Below are 26,364 nucleotides of genomic sequence, written 5' to 3'. Positions count from 1 at the left end.
TAAGCTTGAGGTAAAGCATGAGTTTAGACAAGGATGCACCCATGCCCAAATACCAGGGATTTACACTGATTGAACTGTTGATCACAGTGGCCGTGCTGGCCATTATCACCGCCGTGGCCTATCCTTCCTATTCTGCCTACATGCAAAAAACCCGGCGTATCGAAGCCATACAAACCCTGTATAAAATGCAACTGGCCCAGGAAGACTGGCGAATTTCCCACCCCTCCTACACCAGTACGGCAGTGAATTTAATCAGTACTCCCAGCACCGACTACTATACCTTCGGGGCCACCGTCTCCGGCAGCGACTATACCCTTTCCGCCACTGCCAAAGGCGACCAGCAAAATGACAAACAAGGATCAGCCACCTGCACTTCACTAACGCTGACCAGAGACGGCAGCAAGGCTCCGGCCAGCTGCTGGCAATAAAAAACCGCCCTCTCGGGCGGTTTACAGTTCGATGACAAAATCTGTCTTCAGTTTTCGCTAAACATTAACTGCCATCGACAGAGAAAGCAGCGGTTTGGTCAGGATACCTGCTTCACCTTGAGCTCGGCGGGTACCTCAAACACGATGTTTTCTTCCCGGCCCGGATGCTCGGTCACGGCCTTGCCGCCCAAGGACTGCAGGTGGGAGATCACCTCCTGCACCAGCACTTCCGGGGCCGAGGCACCGGCGGTGACGCCGATGCGGGCGACGTTCTCAAGCCAGGTCGGCTCGATCATCTCGACACAGTCAATCAGGTGTGCCTGGGTGCCGATCTTTTCGGCCAGCTCCCGCAAGCGATTGGAGTTGGACGAGTTGCGCGATCCCACCACCAGCATCAGATCCACCTTGGCGGCCAGTTCCCGCACTGCGTCCTGGCGGTTCTGGGTGGCGTAGCAGATGTCGTCCTTGCGCGGCCCTTCAATGGTGGGAAAGCGCGCCCGCAGGGCGTCGATCACGTCCGAGGTTTCATCCACGCTCAGGGTGGTCTGGGTGACAAAGGTGAGGTTGTCGGGGTGCTTGACCTGCAGGGCCGCCACATCGTCCGGGTTTTCCACCAGATACATGCCGCCATCCATGCTCTCATACTGACCCATGGTGCCTTCCACCTCGGGATGGCCGGCGTGGCCGATAAGAATGGTCTCTATGCCCTTGCGGCTGGCCCGGTGCACTTCCATATGCACCTTGGTGACCAGCGGGCAGGTGGCGTCAAACACCTTGAGGCCGCGCCGTTTGGCCTCTTCCCGCACCGCCTTGGACACGCCGTGGGCAGAGAAGATGACGATGTTGTCGTCGGGCACCTGATCCAGCTCGTCCACAAAAATGGCGCCCGCATCCTTGAGCTTGTTGACCACGTAGCGGTTGTGCACCACCTCGTGACGTACGTAGATGGGGGCTCCGAATTTTTCCAGGGCGCTCTGCACTATGCTGATGGCCCTGTCCACACCGGCACAGAAGCCGCGGGGATTGGCGAGCAGGATGTCCATGATCAGGCTCCGTTTTCGTCGTCGACGGCCAGGATTTCCACCTCAAAGGTGACGTTCTGGCCGGCCAGGGGATGGTTAAAGTCCACGGTCACCGAGTCGCCGGCCACACCGCGAATAATGCCGGGGATTTCGGCGCCGTTGGGCTGGGTAAAGGACAGTATGGCGCCTTCTTCCAGCTCCAGATCGGCACCAAAACGGCTGCGATCCATATAGTGAATATTGTCCGGGTTGATCGGGCCAAAGGCATCGTCCGGGGTCAGCTCAAACACCTTCTGTGCGCCGCTTTCCAGACCCAGCAGGCAGGCCTCGAAGTTGTCGGTCAGGCTGCCATCACCCATCTGCAGCCTGGCAGGCTTGCCGTGTACTTGAGTGCTGTCGGCCACCGAGCCGTCTTCCAGCTTGATAGTGAAATGAAACAGAACCGTGCTGTTGGGACCGATGATATTGCTCATTGGGGGCTGTCCTTTTTAAAGCTGTCTATGATGATCATGGCGGCACCGACGAAAATGAAGCTGTCGGCCAGGTTGAACGCCGGCCAGTGCCAGTTGCCCACGTAGAAGTCGAGAAAATCGACCACATGGCCCAGCAAGATTCGGTCAATCACGTTGCCGATGGCCCCGCCGATGATCAGCGCATAAGCCACCGGCAACCAGCGCGCGGTGCGCGGCGCCTTGTACATCCACACACTGAGCAGCACGGTCACGGCAACCGCCAGGGCGGCGAAAAACCAGCGTTGCCAGCCTCCCTGATCGGCCAGAAAGCTGAACGCCGCCCCCGGATTGTAGACGTGCACCAGGTTAAAGAAGGGGGCGATCTCCACCCCCGGGTAGCCGTAGTCCAGGTAGGCCACGGTCAGCCATTTGCTCAGCTGATCCAGGCCAATGGCCACCAGCGCCAGCCACCACCAGCGCAGGCCGGTATTCAGCACGGCCCGCATCAGGCAAACCGGCGAACTTCGCCGTCTCCGGCCACGTTGGAGACGCAACGGCCGCAAATACCGTCATGGCCTTCAATGGTGCCCACATCGTCCACATGGTGCCAGCAGCGACCACACTTCTCGGCCTCGCTTCTGGCCACGCCCACCTTGAGGCCGGCCAGCTCGGTATCGGCGGCGTCCGCGGCGTCGGAAAGCGGCGCTATGGTGACCTTTGAGGTCAGCATCACAAAGCGCAGTTCGTCACCCAGTTGCGCCAGTTTTCCGGCCAGGGCGTCGTCGGCATACAGGGTGATGTCGGCTTCCAGCGCGCCGCCAATCACCTTGTTGCTCCGGGCGCTTTCCAGCGCCTTGTTCACCGCCTGACGTACTCTGAGCAACTCGGCCCAGTAGGCATCGCTCAGCTGCTCGCCCTCGGCCAGGCCAAACAGGCCGTCGTAAAACTCTTCGGTAAACACAAAACGCTCACGCTGGCCGGGCAGCAGTGCCCAGATCTCGTCGGCGGTAAAGCTCATGATCGGCGCCATCCAGCGTACCAGGGCTTCCGCAATGTGATAGAGGGCGGTCTGGCAGGAACGACGCGCCTGGCTGTCGGCCTTGGCGGTGTACTGGCGGTCCTTGATCACGTCCAGGTAGAAGGAGCCCATCTCGATGGAGCAGAACTGCATCAGTTTTTGGGTCACCTGATGGAAGTTGTACTCGTCATAGGCCTGGGTGATTTCCTGCTGAATGGCCTGGGCGCGGCCCACGGCCCAACGGTCGATCACCACCATGTCTTCAGGGGCCACCATGTCGGTTTCCGGATTGAAACCGTTTAGGTTGGCCAGCAGGAAACGAGCGGTATTGCGAATACGACGGTAGGCGTCGGCGCTGCGCTTGAGGATCTCGTCGGACACCGTCATCTCACCGGAGTAGTCGGTGCTGGCCACCCACAGGCGCAGAATGTCGGCACCCAGCTTGTTCATCACTTCCTGAGGGCTGACCACGTTGCCGATGGACTTGGACATCTTGCGGCCCTGGCCGTCCACGGTAAAGCCGTGGGTCAGCACCTGGCGGTAAGGGGCATGACCCTTCATGGCGGTGGAGATCATCAGCGACGACATAAACCAGCCTCGGTGCTGATCCGAGCCTTCCAGATACATGTCGGCGGGGTGGCCCTGGAATTCGGGACGCACGTCCACCACCGAGGCGTGGGTGGAGCCGGAGTCGAACCACACGTCCAGGGTGTCGAGCACCTTGTCGTACTGATCGGCTTCTTCGCCCAGCAGCTCGGCGGGGTCCAGATCCCACCAGGCCTGAATGCCGGCCTGTTCAACACGCTTGGCCACTTCTTCCATCAGCTCGGTGGCGCGGGGGTGCAGCTCCTGAGTGTCTTTATGCACAAACAGGGCAATGGGCACGCCCCAGGTACGCTGACGGGAGATACACCAGTCCGGGCGATTCTCCACCATGGACTCAATACGGTTCTGACCCCATTCCGGCACCCACTGTACCTGTTGAATTTCGGACAGCGCCTGGCCGCGCAGGCCGGCCTGATCCATGCTGATAAACCACTGGGGCGTGGCCCGGAAAATGATGGGGGTCTTGTGCCGCCAGCAGTGCGGGTAGGAGTGAGTGTAGGCTTCGTGGTGCAGCAGGGCGCCACGCTCCTTGAGCACTTCCACCACGGCGTCGTTGGCCTTGAACACGTGCTGACCGGCGAACAGCTCGGTGTCGGGCAGGTAAACGCCGTTGCCGCCGACCGGATTGGCCACTTCCAGGCCGTAGTGCTGGCCGACCGCAAAGTCTTCCTGGCCGTGGCCGGGGGCGGTATGCACGGCGCCGGTACCGGAGTCGGTGGTGACGTGATCACCCAGGATCGCCGGCACGTCGAAGTCGTAGAAGGGATGCTGAAAACGCTTCAGTTCAAGGCCTGCACCCTGGCAATAACCCAGGTTGTGGTACTGGGTGATGCCGGCACGATCCATGACGTCCTTGACCAGATCCGCGGCCAGGATCAGGCGCTCGGGGTTGTCGCCTTCCACCTGCACCAGGGCATAGTTAAGCTCGGCGTGCAACGCCACCGCCCGGTTGGCGGGAAGGGTCCAGGGGGTAGTGGTCCAGATCACCACGGACAGCGGGCCCTTGCCGGTATGGCCCTCGGCACAGTCAAAACTGGCGGCTACGGCGGCCTCGTCAACGGCCTGAAAGCGCACATCGATGGCCGGCGAACGCTTGTCTTCGTACTCGACTTCGGCCTCGGCCAGCGCCGAGCCACAGTCGGTACACCAGTGCACCGGCTTGGAGCCCTTGTGCAGATGGCCCTTGTCGATGATCTTGCCGAGGGCACGAATGATGTTGGCCTCGGTGTCGAAGTTCATGGTCAGGTAGGGGTTATCCCAGTCGCCGAGCACGCCCAGGCGAATAAAGTCGGCCTTCTGGCCTTCCACCTGCTCCTTGGCGTAGGCACGACAGGCCTCGCGGAACTCGGCGGCGGACACCTTGACGCCGGGCTTGCCAACCTTGCCTTCCACCTTGAGTTCAATGGGCAGGCCATGGCAGTCCCAGCCGGGAATGTAGGGAGAATCGTAACCCAACAGGCCCTTGGATTTGACGATGATGTCTTTCAGGATCTTGTTGACCGAGTGACCAATGTGAATGTTGCCGTTGGCGTACGGAGGACCGTCGTGAAGAATAAAGGGCTTCTTGCCGGCCTTGGCGCGACGCACGGCGCCGTAGAGATCTTCATCAATCCAGCGCTGCAGCATGCCCGGCTCGCGTTGGGCCAGGTTACCGCGCATGGGAAACTCCGTTTCGGGCAAATTCAGGGTGTGTTTATAGTCGCTCATGGATCCTACATTCCGTTCGGTTCTGATACCGCCAGCCCGAACCATTGTCTGGCCCTGACGGCATCGCGTTGAATCTGCTCCTTCAACAGCGCAAAGGAAGCGAATTTTTGTTCATTTCGCAGCTTGTGGCACAGCGCCACGTCCACCTGTTTACCGTAGAGATCGCCGGCAAAGTCAAACAGGTGCACTTCCAGCAGGGCCCGCGTGCCGTTCACCGTGGGCTTGTGGCCGACATTGGCCACCCCGGCATAATCTCGCCCCTCCACGCTCAGCCGCACCGCGTACACCCCCGATACCGGAATCACCCGGCGCTTGAGCGCCACATTGGCGGTGGGAAAGCCGATAGTGCGGCCCAGCTTGGCGCCGTGGGCCACTCGGCCACACAGGCTGAAAGGCCGGCCCAGCATGCGCGCCGCCTCATCCAGGCGATCGTCGGCCAGCGCCTGACGAATCAGGGTGCTGCTGACCCGGCGGTTTTCCATGCGCCAGCTTTGAGTGCTGACCACCTCGAAGTCAAAGGCCCGCCCGGCCTGGGTCAGTAATTTAAAGTCGCCGCCCCGGTTGCGTCCAAAGCGAAAGTCGTCGCCCACCACCAGAAAGCGCACCCCCAGCCGGTTAACCAGCAAGCCGCGTATAAAGTCGTCCGGGCTCTGGGCGGCAAAGCCGGCGGTAAAGCGCACACACAACAGGCGGTCGATGCCAAGTTCGGCCAGCCGGGCATATTTTTCCCGCAACCGAGTCAGCCGGGCCGGCGCATCCTTGCCGGCAAACAGCTCCTGGGGCTGGGGCTCAAACACCATGACACAGGCCGGCACGCCCAGCCGGCGCGCCTGCTCTACCAGACCACGCAGCACCGCCTGATGCCCCAGGTGCACGCCATCGAAGTTACCGATGGACAGCACGCAGCCGCGATGCCACGGTTTGATGTTGTGAATGCCGCGAATTAGCTCCATAAGTTCCGCTGCCGGCCCCTGCAAATCGGCGGATTATAACTCAGCCGGCCCCCGGGATCAGCCCTTGATGGCCGGCGGTGCGATCGAAGCCGCTGCCGGGTCACTTACTCAACCACCCGAAAGTGCCGGGGCCGGGCCCCCAGCAGCAGCAGCAGGGCGCCATAACAGAGGGCGCCGGCGCCGATATAGCCGAGCAGATGCAGACTGCTTTGCGCCAGGCTCCAGGCCGCCCAGACTTTCAGCGACGGCGACAGCCACCCCAGCAGCGCCGCCATGCCGGCCCCGGCCAGCGCCACCTGCAGCATAAAGATCAGGGTGGTGCGACTTGGGCTGTATACCGAGCGCCTGTGCAGCCCCCAGCCCAGCAGGCCGGCGTTGAGCACCCCCGACAGGGCCGTGGCCAGCGCCAGGCCCACATAACCCAGCGGAAAGATCAGCAGGGCGTTGAACACCATGTTGGCGACCATGGCGATAATGCCAAAGCGCACCGGAGTGCGGGTGTCCTGGCGGGCGTAATAACCCGGCGCCAGCACCTTGATCAGCATAAAGGCCTGTAGTCCCAGGCCATAGGCCACCAGGCTTTTGCCCGCCGCGGTCACTTCCTCCATGCCGAACTCGCCGCGCATAAACAGCACCCGCAGCATGGGTTCGCTCAGCACGATCAACCCCAGCATGGCGGGAAACCCCATCAGCAACACCATGCGCACGCCCCAGTCCATGGTGGCGGCAAAGCCGTCTCTGGCGTCGTCCACATGGCGGCTCGACAGCGCCGGCAAGATCACGGTGGCGATGGCGATGCCAAACAGCCCGAGGGGAAACTCCAGCAGCCGATCCGAGTAATAGAGATAGCTGATGGAGCCGGTGGCGAGAAAGGACGCCAGCATGGTGTCAAACAGCAGGTTGACCTGACTCACCGATACCCCGAACAGCGCCGGCAGCATCAGGGTGCGGATTTTCACCACCCCGGGGTGGTGCCAGGCCCAGCGCGGGCGCACCAGCAGCTTGAGTCTGGCCAGAAACGGAAACTGAAACAGAAACTGCACCAGACCGCCGGCAAACACGCCCACCGCCAGGCCGATTTCCGGCTGGGCCAGCCGGGGCGACAGCCACCAGGCGGCGAGAATGATGCACACGTTGAGAAAAACCGGGGTAAAGGACGATACCGCAAACTTGCCAAAGGTGTTGAGAATGGCCCCGGCCATGGCGGTAAAGCTGATAAACCACAGGTAGGGAAAGGTGATCTTGAGCAGCAGGGACGCCAGCTCGAACTTCTGGGCCTCGGGGCCACCCTGCAGCCATTCCATAAACCAGCCGGCGCCAAACAGGGCGGTCACCACCCCCGAACCCAGTATGCCCACCAGGGTCACGACCGTCACAATCAGGCCAAGGGTGCCCGACACCGCCGCCAGCAGATCCTGTGTGTCCTTGAAACTGCGGGTCTGCTTGTATTCGGTCATCACCGGCACAAAGGCCTGGTTAAAGGCCCCTTCGGCAAACAGCCGGCGCAGAAAGTTGGGAATGCGATTGGCGAAAAAGAACACGTCGGCCGAAGCTCCCGCCCCCATCAGATTGGCGATCACCACGTCCCGGACCAGCCCCAGCACGCGGGAAACCAGGGTCATGGCTGAGACTATCATGCCCGACCGCAACAGCGCCTTGCTCAAAATGAAAACCTCACGGTAAGAAATTGCTGAACGCAGGTGAATACTGCTAGAATTCGGCGGACAGTTTAACCCCCTGCCCTGTGCCACGCCACAGGGCGGTGTTTATTTGCACAAATCAATTGACAATCAGCGGTGAAAAGGGCATAGTCCTCGGCCTTTTATGAGCACTCGCTAAGACAGATTCAGGAGTTATACCTTGGCTAACATCAAGTCTGCTAAGAAACGCGCGATTCAGGCTGAGAAGCGTCGCAAGCACAACGCCAGCCGTCGTTCCATGGTTCGCACTTACGTGAAAAAAGTAATTGCTGCCATCGCCACCGGCGACAAAGCCAACGCTCAGAAAGCGTTTGACGCTGCCCAGCCGATGCTGGATCGCATGGCCACCAAAGGCCTGATCCACAAAAACAAGGCTGCTCGTCACAAGAGCCGTCTGAACGCTCAGATCAAAGCCCTGTAAGCGCTTTACTCTGGCATCGAAAAAACCGGCTTTGTGCCGGTTTTTTGTTGCCCGTTTTTCAGTGAGGGGATAGGCATCAGGAGTGAGGCGAACTGTTCCTCCCCCCTGACTCCTAGCTCCTCACCGGCAGTACAGCCGGTGCAGCAGGGCGATCATCTCCCGCACTTCATCACTTTTAAGCGAGTAATACACGGTCTGGGCTTCTTTACGGGTGCTCACCAGCCCGTCGTTGCGCAAAATCGCCAGGTGCTGAGACAGGGCCGACTGGCTCAGCCCCAGAAACCGGTTCATCTCCCCCACCGACAGCTCCTGGTCGAGCAGGTGGCACAGAATAAACAGCCGGCGTTCATTGGCCAGCGCCTTGAGCAGCTTGACCGCCCGAGCGGCGTTGGCCTCCATTCCTTCGATGTTCATGTCGTTGCTTGCGTTCACACTGGCGTTCTCAGCTGAATTCATCGTCAAAGGTCGCGGGTGGCGTCACCGCCGAAAAGTCGTCGAGGCCGGAGAACAGCGAGCTAAAGTCACTCTCGCACAAGCGTTTCACCGCCGGATGCTGGATCATGCGCTCGGCGAAGATCACGTAATATTCCTCTTTCAGCTCGGGGGCGCGGCCGATTTCAATCACCGGCTGATGCTGCAGTATGGCGTCCCGGTAAATGGCAGGGGCCACAAAGATTCCCTGGTTAAAAAAGCCAAAGGCCTTCATCAGGGCGGCATCGTCGAACTCTCCCAGGATCTGGGGTTTCAGCCCCTGCACCTCCAGCCAGTGACGCAGCTGGCGGCCCATGGCGGTGCGCCGGCCCGGGATCAGCAGTTTGCGTTCTTCCAGGCAGGCGGGAAAGGGTTTGACCGGCAGCGGCTCGCGGCAGTAGAAGCCCATGTCACATTCCCCCAGCTTTTTCGACAACAGGCCCGCGTGCTGGGCCGAGTCCACCGGGCAATCGGACAGTATCATGTCGAGCTTGTGCTGGCTGAGCTGCTCCAGCAGCATTTCGTGGGTCGACTCGTAGCAGCGCAGGTGGATGGAGCCGTCGTTGGGGATCACCGACAACAACACTCGGCTCGCCAACCGCTTTGACAGCGCGTCGGCAATGCCCACCTCAAACACCAGGTGATCTTCCTTGCGGTAGTTGACGATATCCAGCATCTCGTAAGACAGGCTGAACATGCGATCCGCATACTGAAACACCAGCTGTCCCAGCTCACTGGCTTCCAGCTGGCGCCCCTTGCGCTTGAACAGCTTGCCGCCCAGGCGCTCTTCCAGCTGGCGGATCTGTCCGGTCACGGTCTGGGGGGTCAGGTACAGGGCCTCGGCGGCCTTGGTGACCGAGCCCTTTTTCTGGGTCATCCAGAAATAATAGAGATGGTTGTAGTTCAGGTGTGACAAGCTGCCGTCTCCGCGGATTCAATGCCCCATCATAAAGAAACCGGCCGGGATTTTATACCCGGCCGGTTGCTTCGAACAGGCGCATGGCTTACACCAGCTGGGTATGTACCGATACCTTACGCCGTTGTGACTCCTTTTGCGGCAGTACCCGCCTCAGCATGACATAACCGGCCACCGCCGCCACGGTAGAGCCCATCAGAATGCCCAGCCGCGACAGATTGGCCAACTGGACCTGATCCGCAAAGGCCAGCGACGAAATGAAGATCGACATAGTAAAACCGATGCCACACAACACGGATACCGCAAAGACCTGACGAAAACACACTCCCGCCGGCAATTGGGCATAACCCAGCCGCACCGACAGCCAGCTCACCAGGAAGATGCCCATGGGTTTACCCACCAGCAATCCCACCATCACGCCAAGGGGCAGCGCCGAGGTCAGGTCCGCCAGGGACAGTCCTTCCAGCGACACGCCGGCGTTCACAAAGGCAAACAACGGCAATATCACAAAGGCACACCAAGGATGAAGGAAGTGCTCCAGCTGCTTGGAGGGCGAAAAGCGGTGGCCATAAAGGGGGATAAGGAAGCCAAGAATCACCCCGGCCAGGGTGGCGTGCACGCCGGACTTGAGCACGGCGACCCAGATGATCCAGCCCAGCAGCAGGTAGGGCACCAGGTTGCACACTCGGGCCCGGTTCAGCCAGACCAGACCGGCGATGCCCAGTGCGCCCACCGCCATGGCGGTCACATCAACACCGTGGTTGTAGAACAGGGCGATAATGATGATGGCCCCCAGATCGTCAATGATCGCCAGCGCCAGCAGAAAGACCTTCAGGGTAAGAGGCACCCGCTTGCCCAACAGCGCCATCACCCCCAGGGCAAAGGCGATATCGGTCGCGGCGGGAATGGCCCAGCCGCTCTGGTTGGCGGGCTCCCCCAGGTTTAGCAGCATAAACCACAGCGCCGGAAACACCATACCACCGATGGCGGCCAGGGCCGGAAACATAGCCTTTTCGCGGGTGGAGAGCGCGCCTTCCACCATCTCGCGCTTGACCTCCAGACCCACCAGCAAAAAGAACACCGCCATCATGCCGTCGTTGACCCACAGCAGCAGCGGCTTGTCGAGGTTGAGATCACTGATGCGCAACTGAATGCGCATATTAAGGAATTCCTGATACATACCGGACAAACCGGTATTGGCCATCAGCATGGCGATCAGGGCGGCGATAATCAGCAGTATTCCGCCGGCCGATTCCATGGCCAGAAAGCGTTTAAGCACATGCGACATAATCGAGCTCCTTCTCAAAGAACAGCCCGAGTGTAATCAGCTTGTTACAGAGGTAATAATCGGTTGTTTCTGATCAACACCTCGGGAAAATCGAATTAAAGCGCAGAATGACTCACTAATACCGATGAAAATAAAATGTTAGTCTAAAGTAGAGCTTGATTTACAAACAAACAGCTGTCAAATGGCCACCGGTGCCTTGATATGGGGGTGAGGATGGTAGTCTTCCAGAATAAAATCCTCATATACATACTCAAACAGGGAGTTCGGGCGGCGTGCCAGCCGCATGGTGGGCAAGGCTTTCGGTTCACGCCCCAGTTGCAGCCGGGCCTGCTCCAGGTGATTGCTGTACAGGTGCACATCGCCGCCGGTCCAGACGAAGTCCCCAGGCGCCAAGCCCGCCTGCTGAGCCATCATCATGGTGAGCAGGGCGTAACTGGCAATATTGAAGGGCAGGCCAAGGAAAACATCACAGCTGCGCTGATAGAGCTGGCAGGACAACCGGCCATTGGCCACGTAGAACTGAAACAGGGCATGGCAGGGCGCCAGTGCCATTTGGTCGATTTCACCCACGTTCCAGGCCGACACGATAATGCGTCGGCTGTCCGGGTTGGTTTTAATGGTCTCCAGGGCCTGGCTGATCTGATCGATCACCCGACCATCGGCCGCTTCCCAGCTGCGCCACTGCTTGCCGTAAACTGGCCCCAGATCGCCATCGTCACTGGCCCACTCGTCCCAGATGCTGACACCGTTATCCTTGAGGTAGGCGATATTGGTGTCGCCGTTCAGAAACCACAGCAGCTCGTGAATGATGGATCTGAGGTGGCATTTCTTGGTGGTGACCAGCGGAAAGCCGTCCGCCAGGTTAAAGCGCATCTGGTAGCCGAACACCGACAGGGTACCGGTGCCGGTCCTGTCTTCCTTGTGCTCACCGTGATCAAGAATGTGTTGCATCAGCTCGAGATAGGCTTTCATGCGGTCTTTGCTCCGTTACCAAACCAATGGGGACGACGACAGGCCGCCCATAACATCAAGGCGCCGCCGATCATCATCGGCAACGACAACAGCTGGCCCATGCTGAACAGGTCCAGGTAAAGACCCAGCTGGGCATCCGGCTGGCGTACAAATTCCACCACAAAGCGGAACAGGCCGTAGCACAGCAGAAACAACCCGGAGATCACGCCCCGGGGCGGCCGGACGCGCCAGGCCCAGTTGAGAATCAGCAGCAGCAGCACCCCTTCCAGGGCGAATTGATACAGCTGGGACGGATGCCGGGGCAAGGCGCCGGCGGCGGGAAAAATCACGCCCCAGGGTACATCGGTCACTCGGCCCCAGAGCTCGCCGTTAATGAAGTTGCCAAGACGCCCGGCGCCCAAGCCAAAGGGAATAAGCGGCGCAATAAAGTCGGCGACCGCAAAGAAGGTCTTGTTGTGCTTGCGGCCAAACAACCAGAAGGCGGTGAGCACACCCAGCAGGCCGCCGTGAAACGACATGCCGCCGGACCAAATCTTGATGAGGTAAAGCGGATCGGCAAGAAAGGTGTCGAACTGGTAGAACAGTACATAGCCGAGCCGACCACCGACAATAACCCCGAGGAAACCGTAGAACAGCACATCGGAGACCTGATCATTGGTCCAGCCGGAGCCCGGTTGTGCCGCCCGGCGATTGCCCAGCCACCAGGCAAACACAAAACCCAGCAGATACATCAGCCCGTACCAGTGCACCGCCAGCGGCCCCAGCTGCACGGCAATGGGATCAAAGCCGGGAAACACCCAGTGAGAATCAGACATGCGCTTACCCCGAAAAATGGAAAGCGGGTATTGTAAGGCAAATGACGGTGGCTTTCCTGCTCGAATGAAGATCCCCGCACGGGGTTAATGAACGAACATTGCTGCTTTGCGGGGCGAGCCGTCCGCGCTTTAAAGAAAACACAGCTCAGATGGAGCGCAGGTGGCCCGCCGGCATGGCGTCGGCAGGTGCTGACCAAGCAGGAATTTTACTACAGCCCCGCCCGCAGCAGGCCGCCGAGGCCGCGCTCTTCCAGGTAACGGCCGAAGATGCCTTTAAAAGCACCGACATGGCGGTGACTGAGGGCTTCCTGCAGCAATTTCTGCAACTCGTCGGCCCGGGACTGCCGCACGATGTACTTGATGCGCATGATATTGCTGTTGTTCATGCTGAAGCGGCGATAGCCCATGGCCATCAGCACCAGTACGCCGATGGGATCCCCCGCCAGCTCGCCACAGATGGATACCGGGCGGGCGTGCTGGCGTGCCGCATCGATGATCTGCTGCAGGGCCCGCAGCACCGCCGGGTGCAGGGAATCATAGATATCGGCCACCCGGCCATTGTTGCGATCCACCGCCAGCAGATACTGAGTAAGATCATTGGTACCCACCGACCAGAAGTCCACCAGGGGTGCCAGCTCGGTCAGCTGATACAGCAGCGAAGGCACTTCTATCATCACCCCCAGGCTGGGGTAGCGAATAATACCCTGCTCGTCGGCGGTTTCTGCCGACACCTCACGCCAGGCACGATCCAGCAGCCGCCGCGCCACCCTCACCTCCTCCAGGCTGCCGACCATGGGCAGCATGATCGACAGGTTGTCGAGGCCAATGCTGGCCCGAAGCATGGCCTTGAGCTGTACCAGAAAGATCTCCGGGTGATCCAGGGTCAGGCGAATGCCGCGCCAGCCGAGAAAGGGGTTTTCCTCGACGATGGGAAAATAAGGCAACTGCTTGTCGCCGCCGACGTCCAGGGTGCGCATACACACCGGCTTGCCCACGTAGCTGGTCAGCACGCGGCGGTAGCTGTGCACCTGCTCCTGCTCGGACGGAAAGCGATCCCGCATCATGAAAGGAATTTCGGTACGGAACAGGCCGACGCCGTCGGCGGCATCGTTCATGGCCACGTCGGCGTCGGCGCTGAGACCGGCATTGAGCAGCAAGGACACCTGGACGCCATCCAGGGTTCGAGACTGCTCCTTGCGCACGGTGGCGAACAGCTCATCCATCTGAGCCTCTTCGGCGATGACCCGGCGATATTCCTTCAGCACCGACGGCGCCGGCTCCACCAGCAGCTCGCCGGTGTAGCCGTCCACCACCAGCTGGCGGTTTTCCAGCAGCTCAAAGGAATGATCGATGCCCATCACCGCCGGAATGCCCATGGCCTTGGCCAGAATGGCGGCGTGTGAGTTGATGGAGCCCCTGGCCGAGACAATGGCCTTGAGCTTGCTGCGGGGGATCTCGGCGATCAGGGTGGCGCTGATTTCGTCGGCCACCAGAATAATGGGCTCGGACAGGGACAAGGCCCCGTCGTCTTCATGGATCAACCGGGTCAGCAGGCGCTGGCCCAGATCCCGTATGTCGGCGGCGCGTTCGCGCAGGTAAGGATCGGCCATGTTGGCAAACTGGGCGATCTGTTTTTCACAGACCCGTTTGACCGCACTGCCGGCGGTCCAGCCGTGTTCGATCTCTTCCCGAATCAGGCCGATAAACACCGGATCCTTGAGAATGTACTGGTACACCTCAAACACCGCCATCGACTCGCCCGCCGGCGACTCCTTGAAACGCAGGGCCATGCCGTCCAGCTCGGCTTCAACCTGCTGCAGCACCTTGTCGAGGCGCTGATGCTGCACTGGCGTGTCCTCGGTGCGACGCACCCGTACCCGCTCCAGTTCCACTCGAGGACGCCAAACCCAGGCCTTGCCAATGGCCACCCCGGGCGAGCCGGCCAGGCCCCTGAGCATGCCGTGCCAGTTGCGGGAGCTGAGGTTACCCCTGGCTTCGGCATGGGCGATCACCGTTGCCAGCTGGGCCGCCAGGGTCACCAGAAAGGATTCTTCCCCTTCTTCAAACAGGCGCACCTGTTTTTGCTGAACCACCAGCACCCCCAGGGTCTTGCGCTGGTGAATGATGGGGGCGCCCAGAAAGGAGCGAAAGGCGTCTTCGTGAGCTTCGGGCAGATATTTAAAGCTGGGGTGATGCTGGGCGTCGGCAAGGTTGATCAGCTCTTCCTTTTCACCAATCAGGCCGACGATACCCTCGCCCAGAGGAATACGTGCCCGGCCTACCGCTTCGGGGGCCAGGCCGTCGGTGGCGGCCAGCAGATAACCGGGATCGTCGCCACGGCGCAAATAAATGGAGCAGCAGTCCACACGCATGACTTGCCGGGTCTGTTGCGCCAGCTCCGACATGGCCTCATTCAGATCGGAGCTGGCGGTAACCCGCTGGACGATTTCTCTCAGTTCCCTTAACACTGCCGCACTCCCTGAAACTACCGGTAACGTCTGCGACGCCCCTGCTCCGTTCGCTGACGGCCCTGTTCGGCACGATGCCGCCCCTGTTCCGCCATGACGATGGGAGCAAACTCCCGCAACACCCGTCGATATACTTCCCGTTTAAAAGACACCACCTGGCGCACCGGATACCAATAGCTGACCCAGCGCCAGTCATCAAACTCCGGGTGCCCGTGGCAGCCGAATTCGATGTGTGATTCATGATCCGAGTCCAATCGCAGCAGAAACCATTTCTGCTTCTGACCAATGCACACCGGGTTGCTGTCCCAGCGTACCAGCCGCTTGGGCAGCTTGTACTTGAGCCAGTGCCGGGTAACCGCCAGCAGGGTGACGTTTTCGGGACGCAGCCCGATTTCCTCGTACAACTCCCGGTACATAGCCTGCTCGGGAGTCTCCCCCTCGTCCAGCCCCCCCTGGGGAAATTGCCAGGAGTGCTGCCCGTAGCGCCTGGCCCATAACACCTGGCCTTTGCGATTGCAGATCACTATGCCTACATTGGGACGAAAACCGTCACCATCTATCACGCAATCACCAGACAAAAAATCTCACATGTTCACGATTGTTCCATATTACCCCATTTCCGGCAAATCAAGCCTGCGGCGGCGCAGGGGTTTCTCACTGAATAACTCAAGTTTTTGTCAATAGTTATAAACAAAAAAAGCCCGGACGCCTCACTGTTTCCCCCAGATCATGTGGATAATACTGTGATAAAGTCGGTATAGCTGTCGATCTCACTTTTCATCCAATGCCATACCTTCTGTGATCAGCATCAAAATAAAAACAAAAAAACATTAATAAACAGTACATTAAAAACATAACACAGGATCGAACTGGATCTTTGATCAGGTCGAAACGCCCCTGTTTTGATGTTGATAAGTTCGCGAGCTCAAGAATCCATCATCGCAAGGTTATCCACAAAGCGAAGAAAGATTTGCATGGCAGACTCCACTAAAAATCCTCGCCTTTTTCTTTCCCACGCAAGGAAGGGCAGTTTTTGACGAGGGACGGGCAGTTATCCAGTTTTTCTGTGGATAAGCTTGTGCAACGGCATGTTCATAGTTGAGTAAAACGGGTATATGATCGTCGACCGCCCCATTCCCTCGGGCGCCGGCCCGCCACGAAAAAGGTGATGAAATTTTGAACACCCCCATTTCCCGCCCCGACAGCGTCGCTACCCTGCTGAACCGCGCCCGGCAACTGGCCGGCCAGCCCCTGGCCGCCCTGGCAACCGAGCTTGGCCTGTCGGTGCCGGGCAACCTGCGCCGGGACAAGGGCTGGATAGGTCAGTTGCTGGAACTGAGCCTGGGGGCCCATGCCGGCTCCAAGCCCGAGCAGGATTTTCCCGAGCTGGGCGTAGAGCTCAAGACCATTCCGCTGGACGCCAGCGCCCGTCCACTGGAAACCACCTTTGTGTGTGTGGCCCCCCTGCTCGATATTGCCGGCCTGACCTGGGCAACCAGCAATGTGCGCAACAAGTTGTCCCGCGTGCTGTGGGTACCGGTAATCGGCGATCGGAACACCCCCCCCGGCGATCGCCTGATAGGCCAGCCGCTGCTGTGGACACCAAGTGAAGAAGAAGAATGGCTGCTGCGTCAGGACTGGGAAGAGATCATGGAGCTGATAAGCCTCGGCCGAGTGCAGGAGATCACCGCCCGTCACGGCCAGACGCTGCAGCTGCGCCCCAAGGCCGCCAACGGCCGCGCCCTGACCGACGCCATCGGCCCCGATGGCAGCCGCATTCAAACCCGCCCTCGCGGCTTTTACCTGAAAACCGGCTTTACCTCTGCCCTGCTGGCCCGGCATTTTATGCTTTGAGCCCGTGATAGGTGAGGGGTAGCTTGCTGATGAGCAAAGCGAATCGCAACATAAAGGGAGCGATGAAATGTTGCAATTCGCTGCGCTCATTGACAACCTACGCAGCCACCGGCTCCCGGGTATTGAGTCGCCAGATCAGCATGAGGACCAGCAAGATCCAGGGCACGGCGAACAGGTTCAGGCCACTCCAGCCCAGCAGCACTACCCCCTGGCCGGCAAACAGGCTGCCAAGGGCGGCGGCGCTGAATACCAGAAATTCGTTGATACCCTGCACCCGGGCCTTTTCTGCCGGCCGATAACTAAAGGTCAGCAGGTGGGTGGCGCCGATAAAGGTGAAGTTCCAGCCCACGCCCAGCCACAGCAGTCCCCACCAGTAGTGCCAGAAGCCGGTGCCGGACAGGTTTACCGCCACACTCAGCAGCAGCGCCCCGCAGCCCCAGAGGATCACGTTGCGGGTGCCGAAGCGGCGAATCAGCCGGCCGGTAAAAAAGGACGGCACAAACATGCCCAGCACATGCCACTGGATGACCATGGCGGTGGCGGGAAAGTCATGATGGTGTCCGTCCATCGCCAGGGGCGTGGCGGTCATCAGCAACACCATAATGCCATAGCCAATCATGCCCGAGGCCACCGCCGCCAGCAGCAGCGGCTGACGAAACAATTCACCATAGGAGCGCACCCGTGCGCCGGGTTGTAACGGGGTCGCCGCCGGCAGCGGCAGCAGCAGGATCAGCAGCAGCGCCACCACATAGAGGCCGAGCAGGCCATAAAAGGCGCCGGCATAGGCACTGGCGTCGTGCCAGCCTTGAGACCATACCGCCAGGTTGGGACCGATTACCGCCGCCAGTATACCGCCGGCCATCACCAGGCTGATGGCCCGGGCATGCTGGCCGCTGTCGCAGGCTTCCAGCGCCGCAAAACGGTATTGCTGACCTACCCCGATGGCGATCCCGGTAAGAAAGGTGCCGGCGGCAAACAGCCCCAGGCTGGTCGCCAGCAGTCCCTGCAGCGCCACCCAGGCGCCGAGCAGGCCAAACAGGTTGCCCAGCACAAAGCCCGCCTTGCGCCCCAGCCGCTGCATCAAATGCGCCGCCGGCAGGGTGGCGGCAATCAGGCCGGCAAACTGGCAGGCCACCGGCAGGGTGATCTGCCAGGCCTGTTCGGCCAGCTGCTGACCGATCAGCGCCGACACCGACACCAGCAGAATATTGCCCGACGCCAGCAACGCCTGGGAAATGGCCAGCCCCCACACGGTGATCGGCATAATAAATCCTTTTTTACATTAGCAATAATTGAAATACCTTACTCCACTCCGCCCTAAAGCAAAAGGCAAAGGTTGGCGGAAAGGAAACCAGAGGCAGCATCAAATGCAGGAAACGAGGACTGGTTAAAAAAACAAAAAGGCCCGCAAATGCGGGCCTTTGTCGACAGCCGGTTCGGCTTATTTGGTGGCGAGACGCTCTTTGATACGAGCAGACTTGCCGGAGCGGTCGCGCAGGTAGTAAAGCTTGGCGCGACGCACGGCGCCACGACGCTTCACTTCCACGCTGCCGATCAGCGGGCTGTGAGTCTGGAAGGTACGCTCAACGCCTTCACCGCTGGAGATTTTACGTACGGTGAAAGAAGAGTGCAGACCGCGGTTACGCTTGGCGATTACTACGCCTTCGTAAGCCTGAAGACGCTCTTTGCCGCCTTCAACTACACGTACCTGTACGCGCACGGTGTCACCCGGACCAAAGTCGGGAATGTCGCTACGCAGTTGTTCTTCTTCAAGCTGCTTGATGATGTTGCTCATGATATTTCCTTACCTAGGGTAAACTGAAAACTCTACTGCTTGTCCTGCTGTTCGCGGACAAATTGGGCAAGAAGCTGTTCTTGCTCGTCAGTCAGAGCTAGGTTGTGAAGCAGTTCCGGCCTTCTCGACCAGGTACGGCCCAATGACTGCTGCATTCTCCAGCGCGCTATGTCTGCGTGGTTGCCACTGAGCAACACGTTGGGAACGGCCATTCCCTCCAGTTGCTCGGGACGCGTGTAGTGAGGATGATCCAGCAAACCTTCACTGAAGGAATCCTGCTCCGCACTGGCCATGTCACCCAATACGCCGGGCACCAGACGGGCCACCGCATCAATCAGCACCATGGCCGGCAATTCGCCGCCACTGAGCACGTAGTCGCCCACCGACCATTCTTCGTCGATATCGGCTTCAATGACGCGCTCGTCCACACCTTCATAACGTCCGGCCACCAGGATCAATTTTTCCTGTTGTGCCAGTTCGCATACACCCTGCTGATCCAGCTTGCGGCCCTGGGGGGAAAGGTAAATCACCTTGGCGCCCTCGCCCGCCGCTGCCCGCGCCGCCGCTATGGCGTCGCGCAATGGTTGCACCATCATCAGCATGCCCGGTCCGCCCCCGTAGGGTCTGTCGTCGACAGTGCGGTGTTTGTCCCGGGTGAAATCCCGTGGATTCCAGCTTTCAAATGTCAGCAGGCCTTCTTTCACGGCCCTACCGGTGACCCCGTAGTCACTGACTGCCCGGAACATCTCCGGGAAGAGGCTGACGACCCCTATCCACATGATTCTCTCCGTGCAGGGCTACCGGGATTAAAAATCCGGATCCCACTCTACTTCAATGATCCTGTCCTGAATGTTCACGGACTTGATCACCTGTTGCTCCAGAAACGGAATCAACCGTTCCCGTTGACCAAATGCATCGTTGGCATTGGCTTTGACCACCAGCACGTCGTTGGAGCCGGTTTCCATCAGCTGAGACACCACACCGAAGTCGTAACCCCGAGTGTTGCTCACACGACAACCGACCAGATCGCGCCAGTAAAATTCATCCGCCGGCAGCGAGGGCAGAGCCTCGGCGCTGACTGCGATGTCGGCACCGGTCAGTGCCTGGGCCTGTTCGCGCTGGTCGATATCGGCCAGTTTGCAAATCAGGCTCTTGTTGTGGCGCTTCCATCCAGAAACCTGAATTTCACGCCAGCCTTTGCCATCTCTTACCAGCCAGGGCTGATAATCGAAAATGCCATCGGGCTGTTCGGTAAAGGAGTTGACTTTCAACCAGCCCTTGATGCCGTAAACGGCGCCCAGGCGGCCTACTATGACAGGTTCACTCACCTTACACTCCTCGCCCGGCCGGCTCAGGCAGCGGCTTTGGAAGCGTCTTTGACCAGTTTGGCCACGCGCTCGGAAAGGCTTGCACCCTGGGCTACCCAGTGGTTGATGCGCTCCAGGTCCAGACGCAGTTTTTCTGCCTGACCAGCGGCGATCGGGTTGAAGAAGCCTACTTTCTCGATGAAACGACCATCGCGAGCGTAGCGGCTGTCAGCAACTACTACTTGGTAGAACGGACGCTTTTTCGCGCCACCACGTTGTAAACGAATGGTTACCATACCGTCCTCTATTCACTTGAAACAAACAAGGTTCGCGAACAATGCGAACCCCGGCTTAAAATAAGCCGCGCAATTGTACTCCGATCAGGTGAGAATGCAACCAAAAGGGGTGCGCGACCCGTGTTTGCCACCGGCCAGGCCGGCGACAAATTCGTGGTGGCTCAGAACGGGCCGCGACGGCCGCCGCCGCCCATGCCGCCCGGCCCCATCATGCCCTGCATCTGGCTCATCATCTTGCGCATGCCGCCCTTGCCGGACATTTTCTTCATCATTTTCTGCATCTGGGTGAACTGCTTGAGCAGCTTGTTCACTTCCTGCACCTCGGTGCCGGAGCCCAGGGCGATACGGCGCTTGCGACTGCCCTTGATCAACTCGGGATGGCGACGCTCCTTGGGCGTCATAGAATTGATGATGGCTTCCATGCGCACGGTGAGCTTGTCGTTGACCTGATCCTTGACGTTGTCGGGCAGCTGATTCATGCCCGGCAGCTTGTCCATCAGGCTCATCATACCGCCCATGCTGCGCATCTGCACCAGCTGGTCACGGAAGTCTTCCAGATCAAAGCCCTTGCCCTTCTTGAGCTTCTGGGCCATCTCGGCGGCCTTGTCCTTGTCCACCGAGCGTTCCATCTGATCGATCAGCGACAACACGTCGCCCATACCCAGAATGCGTGAGGCCACCCGGTCCGGGTGGAAAGGCTCGAGGGCATCGACCTTTTCGCCCATACCGATGAACTTGATTGGCTTGCCGGTAATATGACGCACCGACAGGGCGGCACCGCCCCGGGCGTCACCGTCGGCCTTGGTAAGAATGACGCCGGTAAGTGGCAGCGCCTCGCTGAAGGCCTTGGCGGTGTTGGCGGCGTCCTGACCGGTCATGGCGTCGACCACGAACAGGGTTTCCACCGGATCGACGGCGGCGTGCAGCTGCTGGATCTCGGCCATCATGTCTTCGTCGACATGCAGGCGGCCGGCGGTATCCACCAGCACCACGTCAAAGAATTTCTTGCGGGCGTGCTCCACCGCGTTGCGGCCAATATCCACCGGCTTCTGGCTGACATCACTGGGGAAGCATTCCACCTCCAGATCCGCCGCCAGGGTCTCGAGCTGCTTGATCGCCGCCGGGCGGTAGACGTCGGCACTGACCACCAGCACCTTTTTCTTGTGGCGCTCCTTCAGGTATTTGGCCAGCTTGCCCACCGAGGTGGTTTTACCGGCACCCTGCAGGCCCGCCATCAGCACCACCGCCGGCGGACTCACCGCCAGATCGAGGGCCTCGTTGGCCTCGCCCATCACCGCCACCAGCTCGGCGTTGACGATCTTGATAAAGGCCTGGCCCGGGCTCAGGGACTTGGAGACCTCCTGGCCCACCGCCCGCTCCTTGACCCGGTTGACGAACTCGCGCACCACCGGCAGGGCCACGTCGGCCTCGAGCAGGGCCATGCGCACTTCGCGCAGGGTTTCCTTGATGTTGTCTTCGGTCAGGCGTCCGCGACCACTGATGTTCTTCAGCGTGCGCGACAGTCTTTCGGTGAGATTCTCAAACATGAACTGCGTCCGCAAATGGCGAAAATTGCGACCAGTATAACCAAGTTGCGCGCCGAACTTAAGCGAACCCCGCTAGCGATGGGCGAGTCCTTGAGGGTATACTGCCCTTTCCTTTTATATTTCCGATAAATGGCTGACATTCATTATGGAATTGCTTGCTGTTCTGGCGATGGCATTTTACCTGTTGGCGGCCTTTGCCTGTGTGCACAACCTGTTTAACCCGCACAATCATGGCCGCCGTTATGGCCTGCTGGCCGCGGTGTTCGCCCTGTTGTTGCACGGCACCTGGCTGGTCGATACCGTCATTCTGGTGCCGGGCCAGAACCTGAGCATGCTGAATGTGGCCTCACTGGTCAGCCTGATCATTGCCGGCCTGATGTCGCTACTGGTGACCCGCTTCAACGTCTGGCTGCTGATGCCGGTGGTCTACGGCTTTGCCTTTCTGTTGCTGGTGGCCGATACCCTGCTGCCGGGTCATTACAGCATGTATCTGGAAACCCGTCCGGAAGTGGTGGTGCATATCGGCCTGGGGTTGATGTCCTACTCGCTGCTGGTGATCGCCTGCCTGCTGGCCATTTTGCTCGGCTTTCTCGATCACCGACTGAAAAAACACAAGCTCACCAACCTGCCCGCCATGCCGCCGCTGATGACCCTGGAACGCCACCTGTTCCGGCTGATCTTTGCCGGCGTGGTATTGCTGACCCTGTCCATCTCCAGCGGCCTGTTCTTTCTGCAGGAAATGTTTGGTCCGGGTAAGGTACACAAGGCGGTACTCACCATTATTGCCTGGTGTGTGTACGTGGGGCTGCTGTGGGGCCACCACCGTCTGGGCTGGCGTGGCCGCAAGGTGATCTGGACCAGTGTGGCCGGCAGCCTGCTGCTGACCCTGGCCTATTTCGGCAGTCGCTTCGTGCGGGAAGTCCTGCTCGGTTCTTGACAGGCTTTCGGCAAACTCGTAGAAATTGATCAGGTTTTTTACACAGGACGGTCTGTTTGGACGACATATCGACGGGTGCGCTTACCGGCATCCTGATTGCATTGCTGTTTGTTTCCGCCTTTTTCTCCAGCTCCGAAACCGGCATGATGTCGCTCAACCGTTACCGGTTGCGGCACCTGGTACAAAGCCGTCACAAGGCCGCCACCCGGGTGGAGCGGCTGCTGTCGCGCCCGGATCGCCTGATTGGCCTTATCCTTATCGGCAACAACCTGGTCAACATTCTGGCCTCGGCCATCGCCACCCTGCTGGCCATTCGGCTGTTTGGTGACTATGGCGTGGCCGTGGCCACCATAGGCCTGACCCTGGCGGTGCTGATCTTTTCGGAAGTCACCCCCAAGACCCTGGCTGCGCTCTATCCGGAAAAGGTTGCCTTTCCCGCCTCCATTATTCTGCGGCCGCTGATGGTGCTGCTCTATCCGGCGGTGTGGGCCATCAACGCCATTTCCAACGGCCTGCTGGCGTTGTTCCGTATCAATCCTCAGGGCGGGGAAGACACCGCCATCAGCTCGGAAGAATTGCGCACCATCGTCAACGAGGCCGGCGCCCTGATCCCCAGGCGCCACCAGGACATGCTGGTGTCGATCCTGGACCTGGAAAAGGTGACGGTGGACGACATCATGGTGCCGCGCAACGAAATCTACGGCATCGACATCACCCAGGACTGGAAGAGCATCAACCGCCGCCTGTTGCAGAGCCCGCATACCAAGGTGCTGCTGTACCGGGACAACATCGACGACGCCCTGGGCTTTATTCACGCCCGGGACGCCCTGCGCCTGCTGGGCCGGGAAGAGCTGAGTAAGCCCAGCCTGATGCGGGCGGCGCGGGAGGTGTATTTCATTCCCGAGGCCACCCCCCTGAACGTACAGCTGCTCAAGTTTCAGCGCAACAAGGAACGCATCGGTCTTATCGTCGACGAATACGGCGATATTCAGGGCCTAATCACCCTGGATGACATTCTGGAAGAGATTGTGGGTGACTTCACCACCACCATCAGCCCTACCCTGAGCGACGAGATCAAGCCCCAGGACGATGGCTCCTACCTGATTGAAGGCTCGGCCAGCATTCGGGATCTGAACAAGGAGCTGAACTGGAATCTCCCCACCGACGGCCCCCGTTCCCTTAACGGCCTGATACTGGAATACCTGGAAGACATTCCCGAGGCCAATATCGGCCTGCGGGTGGCGGGCTATCCGATTGAAATTCTGGAAGTAGAAAATAACGTGATCAAGCAGGTACGGGTACAACCGAGTTACTACCAGCCCTGAGCCTGCGGCTCAGGCGGCCGGCTCACCGGGCCGGCGGTCCGCTTCCAGTGTACTGAAGATCACCATCAGCTCCTTGCGGTTATCGACCAGATCCGCCAGGGTATAGCCTTCCATCACCTGCAAAAAGGCTTCCATGGCCTCGGCCAGGGCATCGCGCAGCCGGCAGGCCGGCACCAGCGGGCAGGCCGGACTGCCACAGTCAATGCCCCTGAGATTGTGCTCCAGCAGCCGAATGACCTTGCCCGCATTGATGTCCCTGGGCGCGCGCGCCAGCCGAATGCCGCCGTTTTTGCCCCGCAACGCCTCCACATACCCTTCCCGGGCCAGCTGATTGATCACCTTGACCATATGGTTGCGGGACACATCATAGAGCGCCGATACCCTGGCCACGCTGGTAAGTTCTCCCCTTGGCAGGGTAGCCAGGTACATCAGGGCCCGCAGGCCAAAGTCGGTATAGGTGGTCAGCTTCATGGTCGAGTCCGAATTCAGGGGGCGAATATATATACATGATACACATTCATGGACCGGCTGACATTAAATGTCATGACGCCCGGCTCAGTACAGCAACTGGGCCTCCAGCTCCCGCACTCGGGCCGGCGGCATGCGTTTGGCGAGCCCCGCACTCAGTTGCTCGGCCCGACGGTATTTGCCCTGATCGTCGGTCACGATTTGTTTCAGCCAGAGGTAGGCCTGAGGATAATCTAGCGGGCTGCCGGCCCCCTCCAGCAGCCAGGCAGCCCAGATGAACTGGGCCTTTTCAAAGCCCAGGCTGGCGGCTTCCTGCATCAGGGGCGCTGCCCGTCCCCGGTTTTGTTGTACCAGGGTGCCTTCATAATAGTAACGGCCCAGTTGCTCCAACGCCGCCGGCAGGCCCTGACGAGCCGCCGCCCACATCATGTCGATGCCCCGGCGCGGCTCCGAGGGCACACACACACCCCAGGCCAGCATGTCGCCCCACAGAAACTGGTAGGACGGCAGCCGTAACACCTCGGCCCTGGCCTCAATGTCCTGTACCAGCTGGCAGTCGTCCTGATCCCGCACCCGTTGCAGATGGCGATTGTGGTTGATCAGGGTGATCAGCTCGCTTTCCTCGTACAGGGGCACGGCCTGAAGCGCGTGCAGCTCGGTGGCAGCGGCCGCGGGTACGGCTTCCTCGGCGGTGACCGACAGGCAGCCACACAACAGCAACAGGGGCAAATATTTCATGGCACCTCCTCTCTCTGGCGGTTATCGGCCGGCAGTGCCAAAGATTGAGCGGAATCAGGCCTCGCCGCGCTTAACCCGGTTCCAGTAGCCGTCCAGCTCCTCCAGGGAGCAATCTCGGCTGCTCCTGCCATCGGCGGCAAGCAGCTGCTCCACGCCACGAAAGCGGCGCTCGAACTTGTCGTTGGCACGGCGCAACACACTTTCAGGCTCCTGCTTGAGGTGGCGTACCAGGTTGACGGTGGCAAACAGCAGATCCCCCAGCTCGTCGGCGATGCGATCCGCATCGTGCTCGGGCCGGTTCACTTCCTCCATCACCTCGTCCAGCTCTTCCCGAATCTTGTCTACCACCGGTGGCAGCTCGCGCCAGTCAAAGCCCACAGCGGCGCAGCGCTTTTGCATTTTGTGGGCCCGGGTTAGCGCCGGCAGCGCCAGGGGAATATCGTCGAGGGCACTGGTGGCCGAGGCATCTCGCTCCTTGCGCTCTGCGGCCTTGGTGGCCTCCCAGTTGGCCTTGATGGCGGCCTCGTCGTCAAAACGGGCCTGACCAAACACATGGGGATGGCGGCTGACCAGCTTCTCGCTGACCGCCTGCACCACATCGGCAAAATTGAAGCGGGCCTGCTCTTCCCCCAGACGGGCGTAAAACACCACCTGAAACAGCAGGTCACCGAGCTCGCCGGGCAGCTCCTCCCAGGCCTGGCGGGCAATGGTGTCGGCCACCTCATAGGCTTCTTCCAGGGTGTGCGGCACTATGCTGGCGAAGTCTTGCTTCAGATCCCAGGGGCAGCCACTTTCCGGATCCCTGAGCGCCGCCATTATGGTCAGCAGATCGGCCAGCGAATATTGATGTTGTTCCATGC

27 protein-coding genes are annotated in these 26,364 nt (G+C 59.9%); 5 read left to right on the top strand and 22 right to left on the bottom strand.

All coding sequences use genetic code 11. From position 1 onward, the window contains the following. The first annotated feature begins 17 nt into the window (after positions 1 to 17). Positions 18 to 428, top strand: a complete 411-nt coding sequence (locus OJHNALOF_RS10015) for a type IV pilin protein (protein ID WP_240919698.1) — start codon at positions 18 to 20, stop codon at positions 426 to 428. A gap of 98 nt (positions 429 to 526) precedes the next feature. Here OJHNALOF_RS10015 and ispH read toward each other — a convergent pair whose 3' ends face one another. The 6 genes from ispH to murJ all read right to left on the bottom strand — a co-directional run bounded on the left by ispH (position 527) and on the right by murJ (position 7,850). Continuing rightward, positions 527 to 1,471: a 4-hydroxy-3-methylbut-2-enyl diphosphate reductase gene (gene ispH / locus OJHNALOF_RS10010; RefSeq protein WP_094201330.1), complete on the bottom strand. Its 945-nt coding sequence runs from the start codon at positions 1,469 to 1,471 to the stop codon at positions 527 to 529. Between the two features lie 2 nt (positions 1,472 to 1,473). Continuing rightward, positions 1,474 to 1,923: an FKBP-type peptidyl-prolyl cis-trans isomerase gene (fkpB, locus tag OJHNALOF_RS10005; protein WP_094201331.1), complete on the bottom strand. Its 450-nt coding sequence runs from the start codon at positions 1,921 to 1,923 to the stop codon at positions 1,474 to 1,476. After that, complete coding sequence (gene lspA / locus OJHNALOF_RS10000; protein WP_094201332.1) at positions 1,920 to 2,408, bottom strand: signal peptidase II; 489 nt, start codon at positions 2,406 to 2,408, stop codon at positions 1,920 to 1,922. The genes fkpB and lspA overlap by 4 nt, the downstream gene beginning before the upstream one ends. Next, positions 2,408 to 5,233 carry an isoleucine--tRNA ligase gene (ileS, locus tag OJHNALOF_RS09995; RefSeq protein WP_165661944.1) on the bottom strand — a complete coding sequence of 942 codons (2,826 nt, stop codon included), beginning with the start codon at positions 5,231 to 5,233 and terminating at the stop codon, positions 2,408 to 2,410. Before ileS ends, lspA begins: the two co-directional genes overlap by 1 nt. Positions 5,234 to 5,238: 5 nt before the next feature. Then, the gene (gene ribF, locus OJHNALOF_RS09990) at positions 5,239 to 6,186 is read right to left on the bottom strand and encodes a bifunctional riboflavin kinase/FAD synthetase (protein ID WP_094201334.1); all 948 of its coding nucleotides are present in this window, start codon (positions 6,184 to 6,186) and stop codon (positions 5,239 to 5,241) included. Positions 6,187 to 6,290: 104 nt separating this feature from the next. Then, a complete protein-coding gene (gene murJ, locus OJHNALOF_RS09985; protein ID WP_165661943.1) occupies positions 6,291 to 7,850 on the bottom strand; it encodes a murein biosynthesis integral membrane protein MurJ in 1,560 nt (519 codons plus the stop codon). Between the two features lie 196 nt (positions 7,851 to 8,046). Here murJ and rpsT point away from each other — a divergent pair, with 196 nt between their 5' ends. Continuing rightward, positions 8,047 to 8,307: a 30S ribosomal protein S20 gene (rpsT, locus tag OJHNALOF_RS09980; RefSeq protein WP_094201336.1), complete on the top strand. Its 261-nt coding sequence runs from the start codon at positions 8,047 to 8,049 to the stop codon at positions 8,305 to 8,307. Between the two features lie 120 nt (positions 8,308 to 8,427). Here the strand turns inward: rpsT and OJHNALOF_RS09975 are convergent, their stop codons facing one another. The 7 genes from OJHNALOF_RS09975 to rppH all read right to left on the bottom strand — a co-directional run bounded on the left by OJHNALOF_RS09975 (position 8,428) and on the right by rppH (position 15,800). Continuing rightward, positions 8,428 to 8,721, bottom strand: a complete 294-nt coding sequence (locus OJHNALOF_RS09975; RefSeq protein WP_094201337.1) for a metalloregulator ArsR/SmtB family transcription factor — start codon at positions 8,719 to 8,721, stop codon at positions 8,428 to 8,430. Between the two features lie 28 nt (positions 8,722 to 8,749). Further along, on the bottom strand, positions 8,750 to 9,694 hold the full coding sequence (gene nhaR, locus OJHNALOF_RS09970) for a transcriptional activator NhaR (protein ID WP_165661942.1): 945 nt from the start codon (positions 9,692 to 9,694) through the stop codon (positions 8,750 to 8,752). 88 nt (positions 9,695 to 9,782) lie between these two features. Continuing rightward, positions 9,783 to 10,982: a Na+/H+ antiporter NhaA gene (nhaA, locus tag OJHNALOF_RS09965; RefSeq protein ID WP_094201339.1), complete on the bottom strand. Its 1,200-nt coding sequence runs from the start codon at positions 10,980 to 10,982 to the stop codon at positions 9,783 to 9,785. Positions 10,983 to 11,159: 177 nt separating this feature from the next. Further along, positions 11,160 to 11,954, bottom strand: coding sequence for a thymidylate synthase (thyA, locus tag OJHNALOF_RS09960; RefSeq protein ID WP_094201340.1), 795 nt, complete (start codon positions 11,952 to 11,954; stop codon positions 11,160 to 11,162). Next, a complete protein-coding gene (gene lgt, locus OJHNALOF_RS09955; RefSeq protein WP_165661941.1) occupies positions 11,951 to 12,769 on the bottom strand; it encodes a prolipoprotein diacylglyceryl transferase in 819 nt (272 codons plus the stop codon). The genes thyA and lgt overlap by 4 nt, the downstream gene beginning before the upstream one ends. Positions 12,770 to 12,978: 209 nt before the next feature. Then, positions 12,979 to 15,237: a phosphoenolpyruvate--protein phosphotransferase gene (gene ptsP / locus OJHNALOF_RS09950; protein ID WP_094201342.1), complete on the bottom strand. Its 2,259-nt coding sequence runs from the start codon at positions 15,235 to 15,237 to the stop codon at positions 12,979 to 12,981. A 17-nt stretch (positions 15,238 to 15,254) separates the two neighbouring features. Next, on the bottom strand, positions 15,255 to 15,800 hold the full coding sequence (rppH, locus tag OJHNALOF_RS09945; protein WP_094201343.1) for an RNA pyrophosphohydrolase: 546 nt from the start codon (positions 15,798 to 15,800) through the stop codon (positions 15,255 to 15,257). A gap of 613 nt (positions 15,801 to 16,413) precedes the next feature. On the opposite strand from rppH, the gene mutH reads away from it, so the two are divergent. Beyond that, positions 16,414 to 17,091: a DNA mismatch repair endonuclease MutH gene (mutH, locus tag OJHNALOF_RS09940; RefSeq protein ID WP_165661940.1), complete on the top strand. Its 678-nt coding sequence runs from the start codon at positions 16,414 to 16,416 to the stop codon at positions 17,089 to 17,091. Between the two features lie 97 nt (positions 17,092 to 17,188). Here mutH and OJHNALOF_RS09935 read toward each other — a convergent pair whose 3' ends face one another. The 6 genes from OJHNALOF_RS09935 to ffh form a co-directional block, all read right to left on the bottom strand. Continuing rightward, positions 17,189 to 18,355, bottom strand: coding sequence for an MFS transporter (locus OJHNALOF_RS09935; RefSeq protein WP_165661939.1), 1,167 nt, complete (start codon positions 18,353 to 18,355; stop codon positions 17,189 to 17,191). 177 nt (positions 18,356 to 18,532) lie between these two features. Next, a complete protein-coding gene (gene rplS / locus OJHNALOF_RS09930) occupies positions 18,533 to 18,886 on the bottom strand; it encodes a 50S ribosomal protein L19 (RefSeq protein ID WP_094201346.1) in 354 nt (117 codons plus the stop codon). A gap of 32 nt (positions 18,887 to 18,918) precedes the next feature. Next, positions 18,919 to 19,665, bottom strand: a complete 747-nt coding sequence (gene trmD / locus OJHNALOF_RS09925) for a tRNA (guanosine(37)-N1)-methyltransferase TrmD (RefSeq protein ID WP_094201347.1) — start codon at positions 19,663 to 19,665, stop codon at positions 18,919 to 18,921. A 27-nt stretch (positions 19,666 to 19,692) separates the two neighbouring features. Further along, the gene (gene rimM / locus OJHNALOF_RS09920) at positions 19,693 to 20,214 is read right to left on the bottom strand and encodes a ribosome maturation factor RimM (protein WP_094201348.1); all 522 of its coding nucleotides are present in this window, start codon (positions 20,212 to 20,214) and stop codon (positions 19,693 to 19,695) included. 23 nt (positions 20,215 to 20,237) lie between these two features. Continuing rightward, positions 20,238 to 20,489, bottom strand: a complete 252-nt coding sequence (gene rpsP, locus OJHNALOF_RS09915) for a 30S ribosomal protein S16 (protein ID WP_094201349.1) — start codon at positions 20,487 to 20,489, stop codon at positions 20,238 to 20,240. A gap of 161 nt (positions 20,490 to 20,650) precedes the next feature. After that, positions 20,651 to 22,036 (bottom strand): signal recognition particle protein, encoded by a 1,386-nt coding sequence (ffh, locus tag OJHNALOF_RS09910; protein ID WP_165661938.1) that lies wholly within the window; start codon positions 22,034 to 22,036, stop codon positions 20,651 to 20,653. A 145-nt stretch (positions 22,037 to 22,181) separates the two neighbouring features. Between ffh and OJHNALOF_RS09905 the strand changes: the two genes are divergently transcribed. Both OJHNALOF_RS09905 and OJHNALOF_RS09900 read left to right on the top strand, forming a co-directional pair. Continuing rightward, on the top strand, positions 22,182 to 22,973 hold the full coding sequence (locus tag OJHNALOF_RS09905) for an inner membrane protein YpjD (protein WP_206063657.1): 792 nt from the start codon (positions 22,182 to 22,184) through the stop codon (positions 22,971 to 22,973). A 56-nt stretch (positions 22,974 to 23,029) separates the two neighbouring features. Next, positions 23,030 to 24,298 (top strand): HlyC/CorC family transporter, encoded by a 1,269-nt coding sequence (locus tag OJHNALOF_RS09900; RefSeq protein ID WP_094201352.1) that lies wholly within the window; start codon positions 23,030 to 23,032, stop codon positions 24,296 to 24,298. Between the two features lie 9 nt (positions 24,299 to 24,307). Here the strand turns inward: OJHNALOF_RS09900 and OJHNALOF_RS09895 are convergent, their stop codons facing one another. The 3 genes from OJHNALOF_RS09895 to mazG all read right to left on the bottom strand — a co-directional run bounded on the left by OJHNALOF_RS09895 (position 24,308) and on the right by mazG (position 26,362). Then, positions 24,308 to 24,769, bottom strand: a complete 462-nt coding sequence (locus OJHNALOF_RS09895; protein ID WP_094201353.1) for an Rrf2 family transcriptional regulator — start codon at positions 24,767 to 24,769, stop codon at positions 24,308 to 24,310. Positions 24,770 to 24,853: 84 nt separating this feature from the next. Next, positions 24,854 to 25,504, bottom strand: a complete 651-nt coding sequence (locus tag OJHNALOF_RS09890; RefSeq protein WP_094201354.1) for a tetratricopeptide repeat protein — start codon at positions 25,502 to 25,504, stop codon at positions 24,854 to 24,856. A gap of 54 nt (positions 25,505 to 25,558) precedes the next feature. After that, positions 25,559 to 26,362, bottom strand: a complete 804-nt coding sequence (gene mazG / locus OJHNALOF_RS09885) for a nucleoside triphosphate pyrophosphohydrolase (RefSeq protein ID WP_094201355.1) — start codon at positions 26,360 to 26,362, stop codon at positions 25,559 to 25,561. Between the last annotated feature and the right edge of the window lie 2 nt (positions 26,363 to 26,364).

The sequence above is a fragment of the Oceanimonas sp. MB9 genome (genome assembly GCF_011319775.1).
Classification (GTDB): Bacteria; Pseudomonadota; Gammaproteobacteria; order Enterobacterales; family Aeromonadaceae; genus Oceanimonas; species Oceanimonas doudoroffii.
Note: the sequence above shows the minus strand (reverse complement) of the source record. Positions and strands in the feature narration are given on the sequence as shown.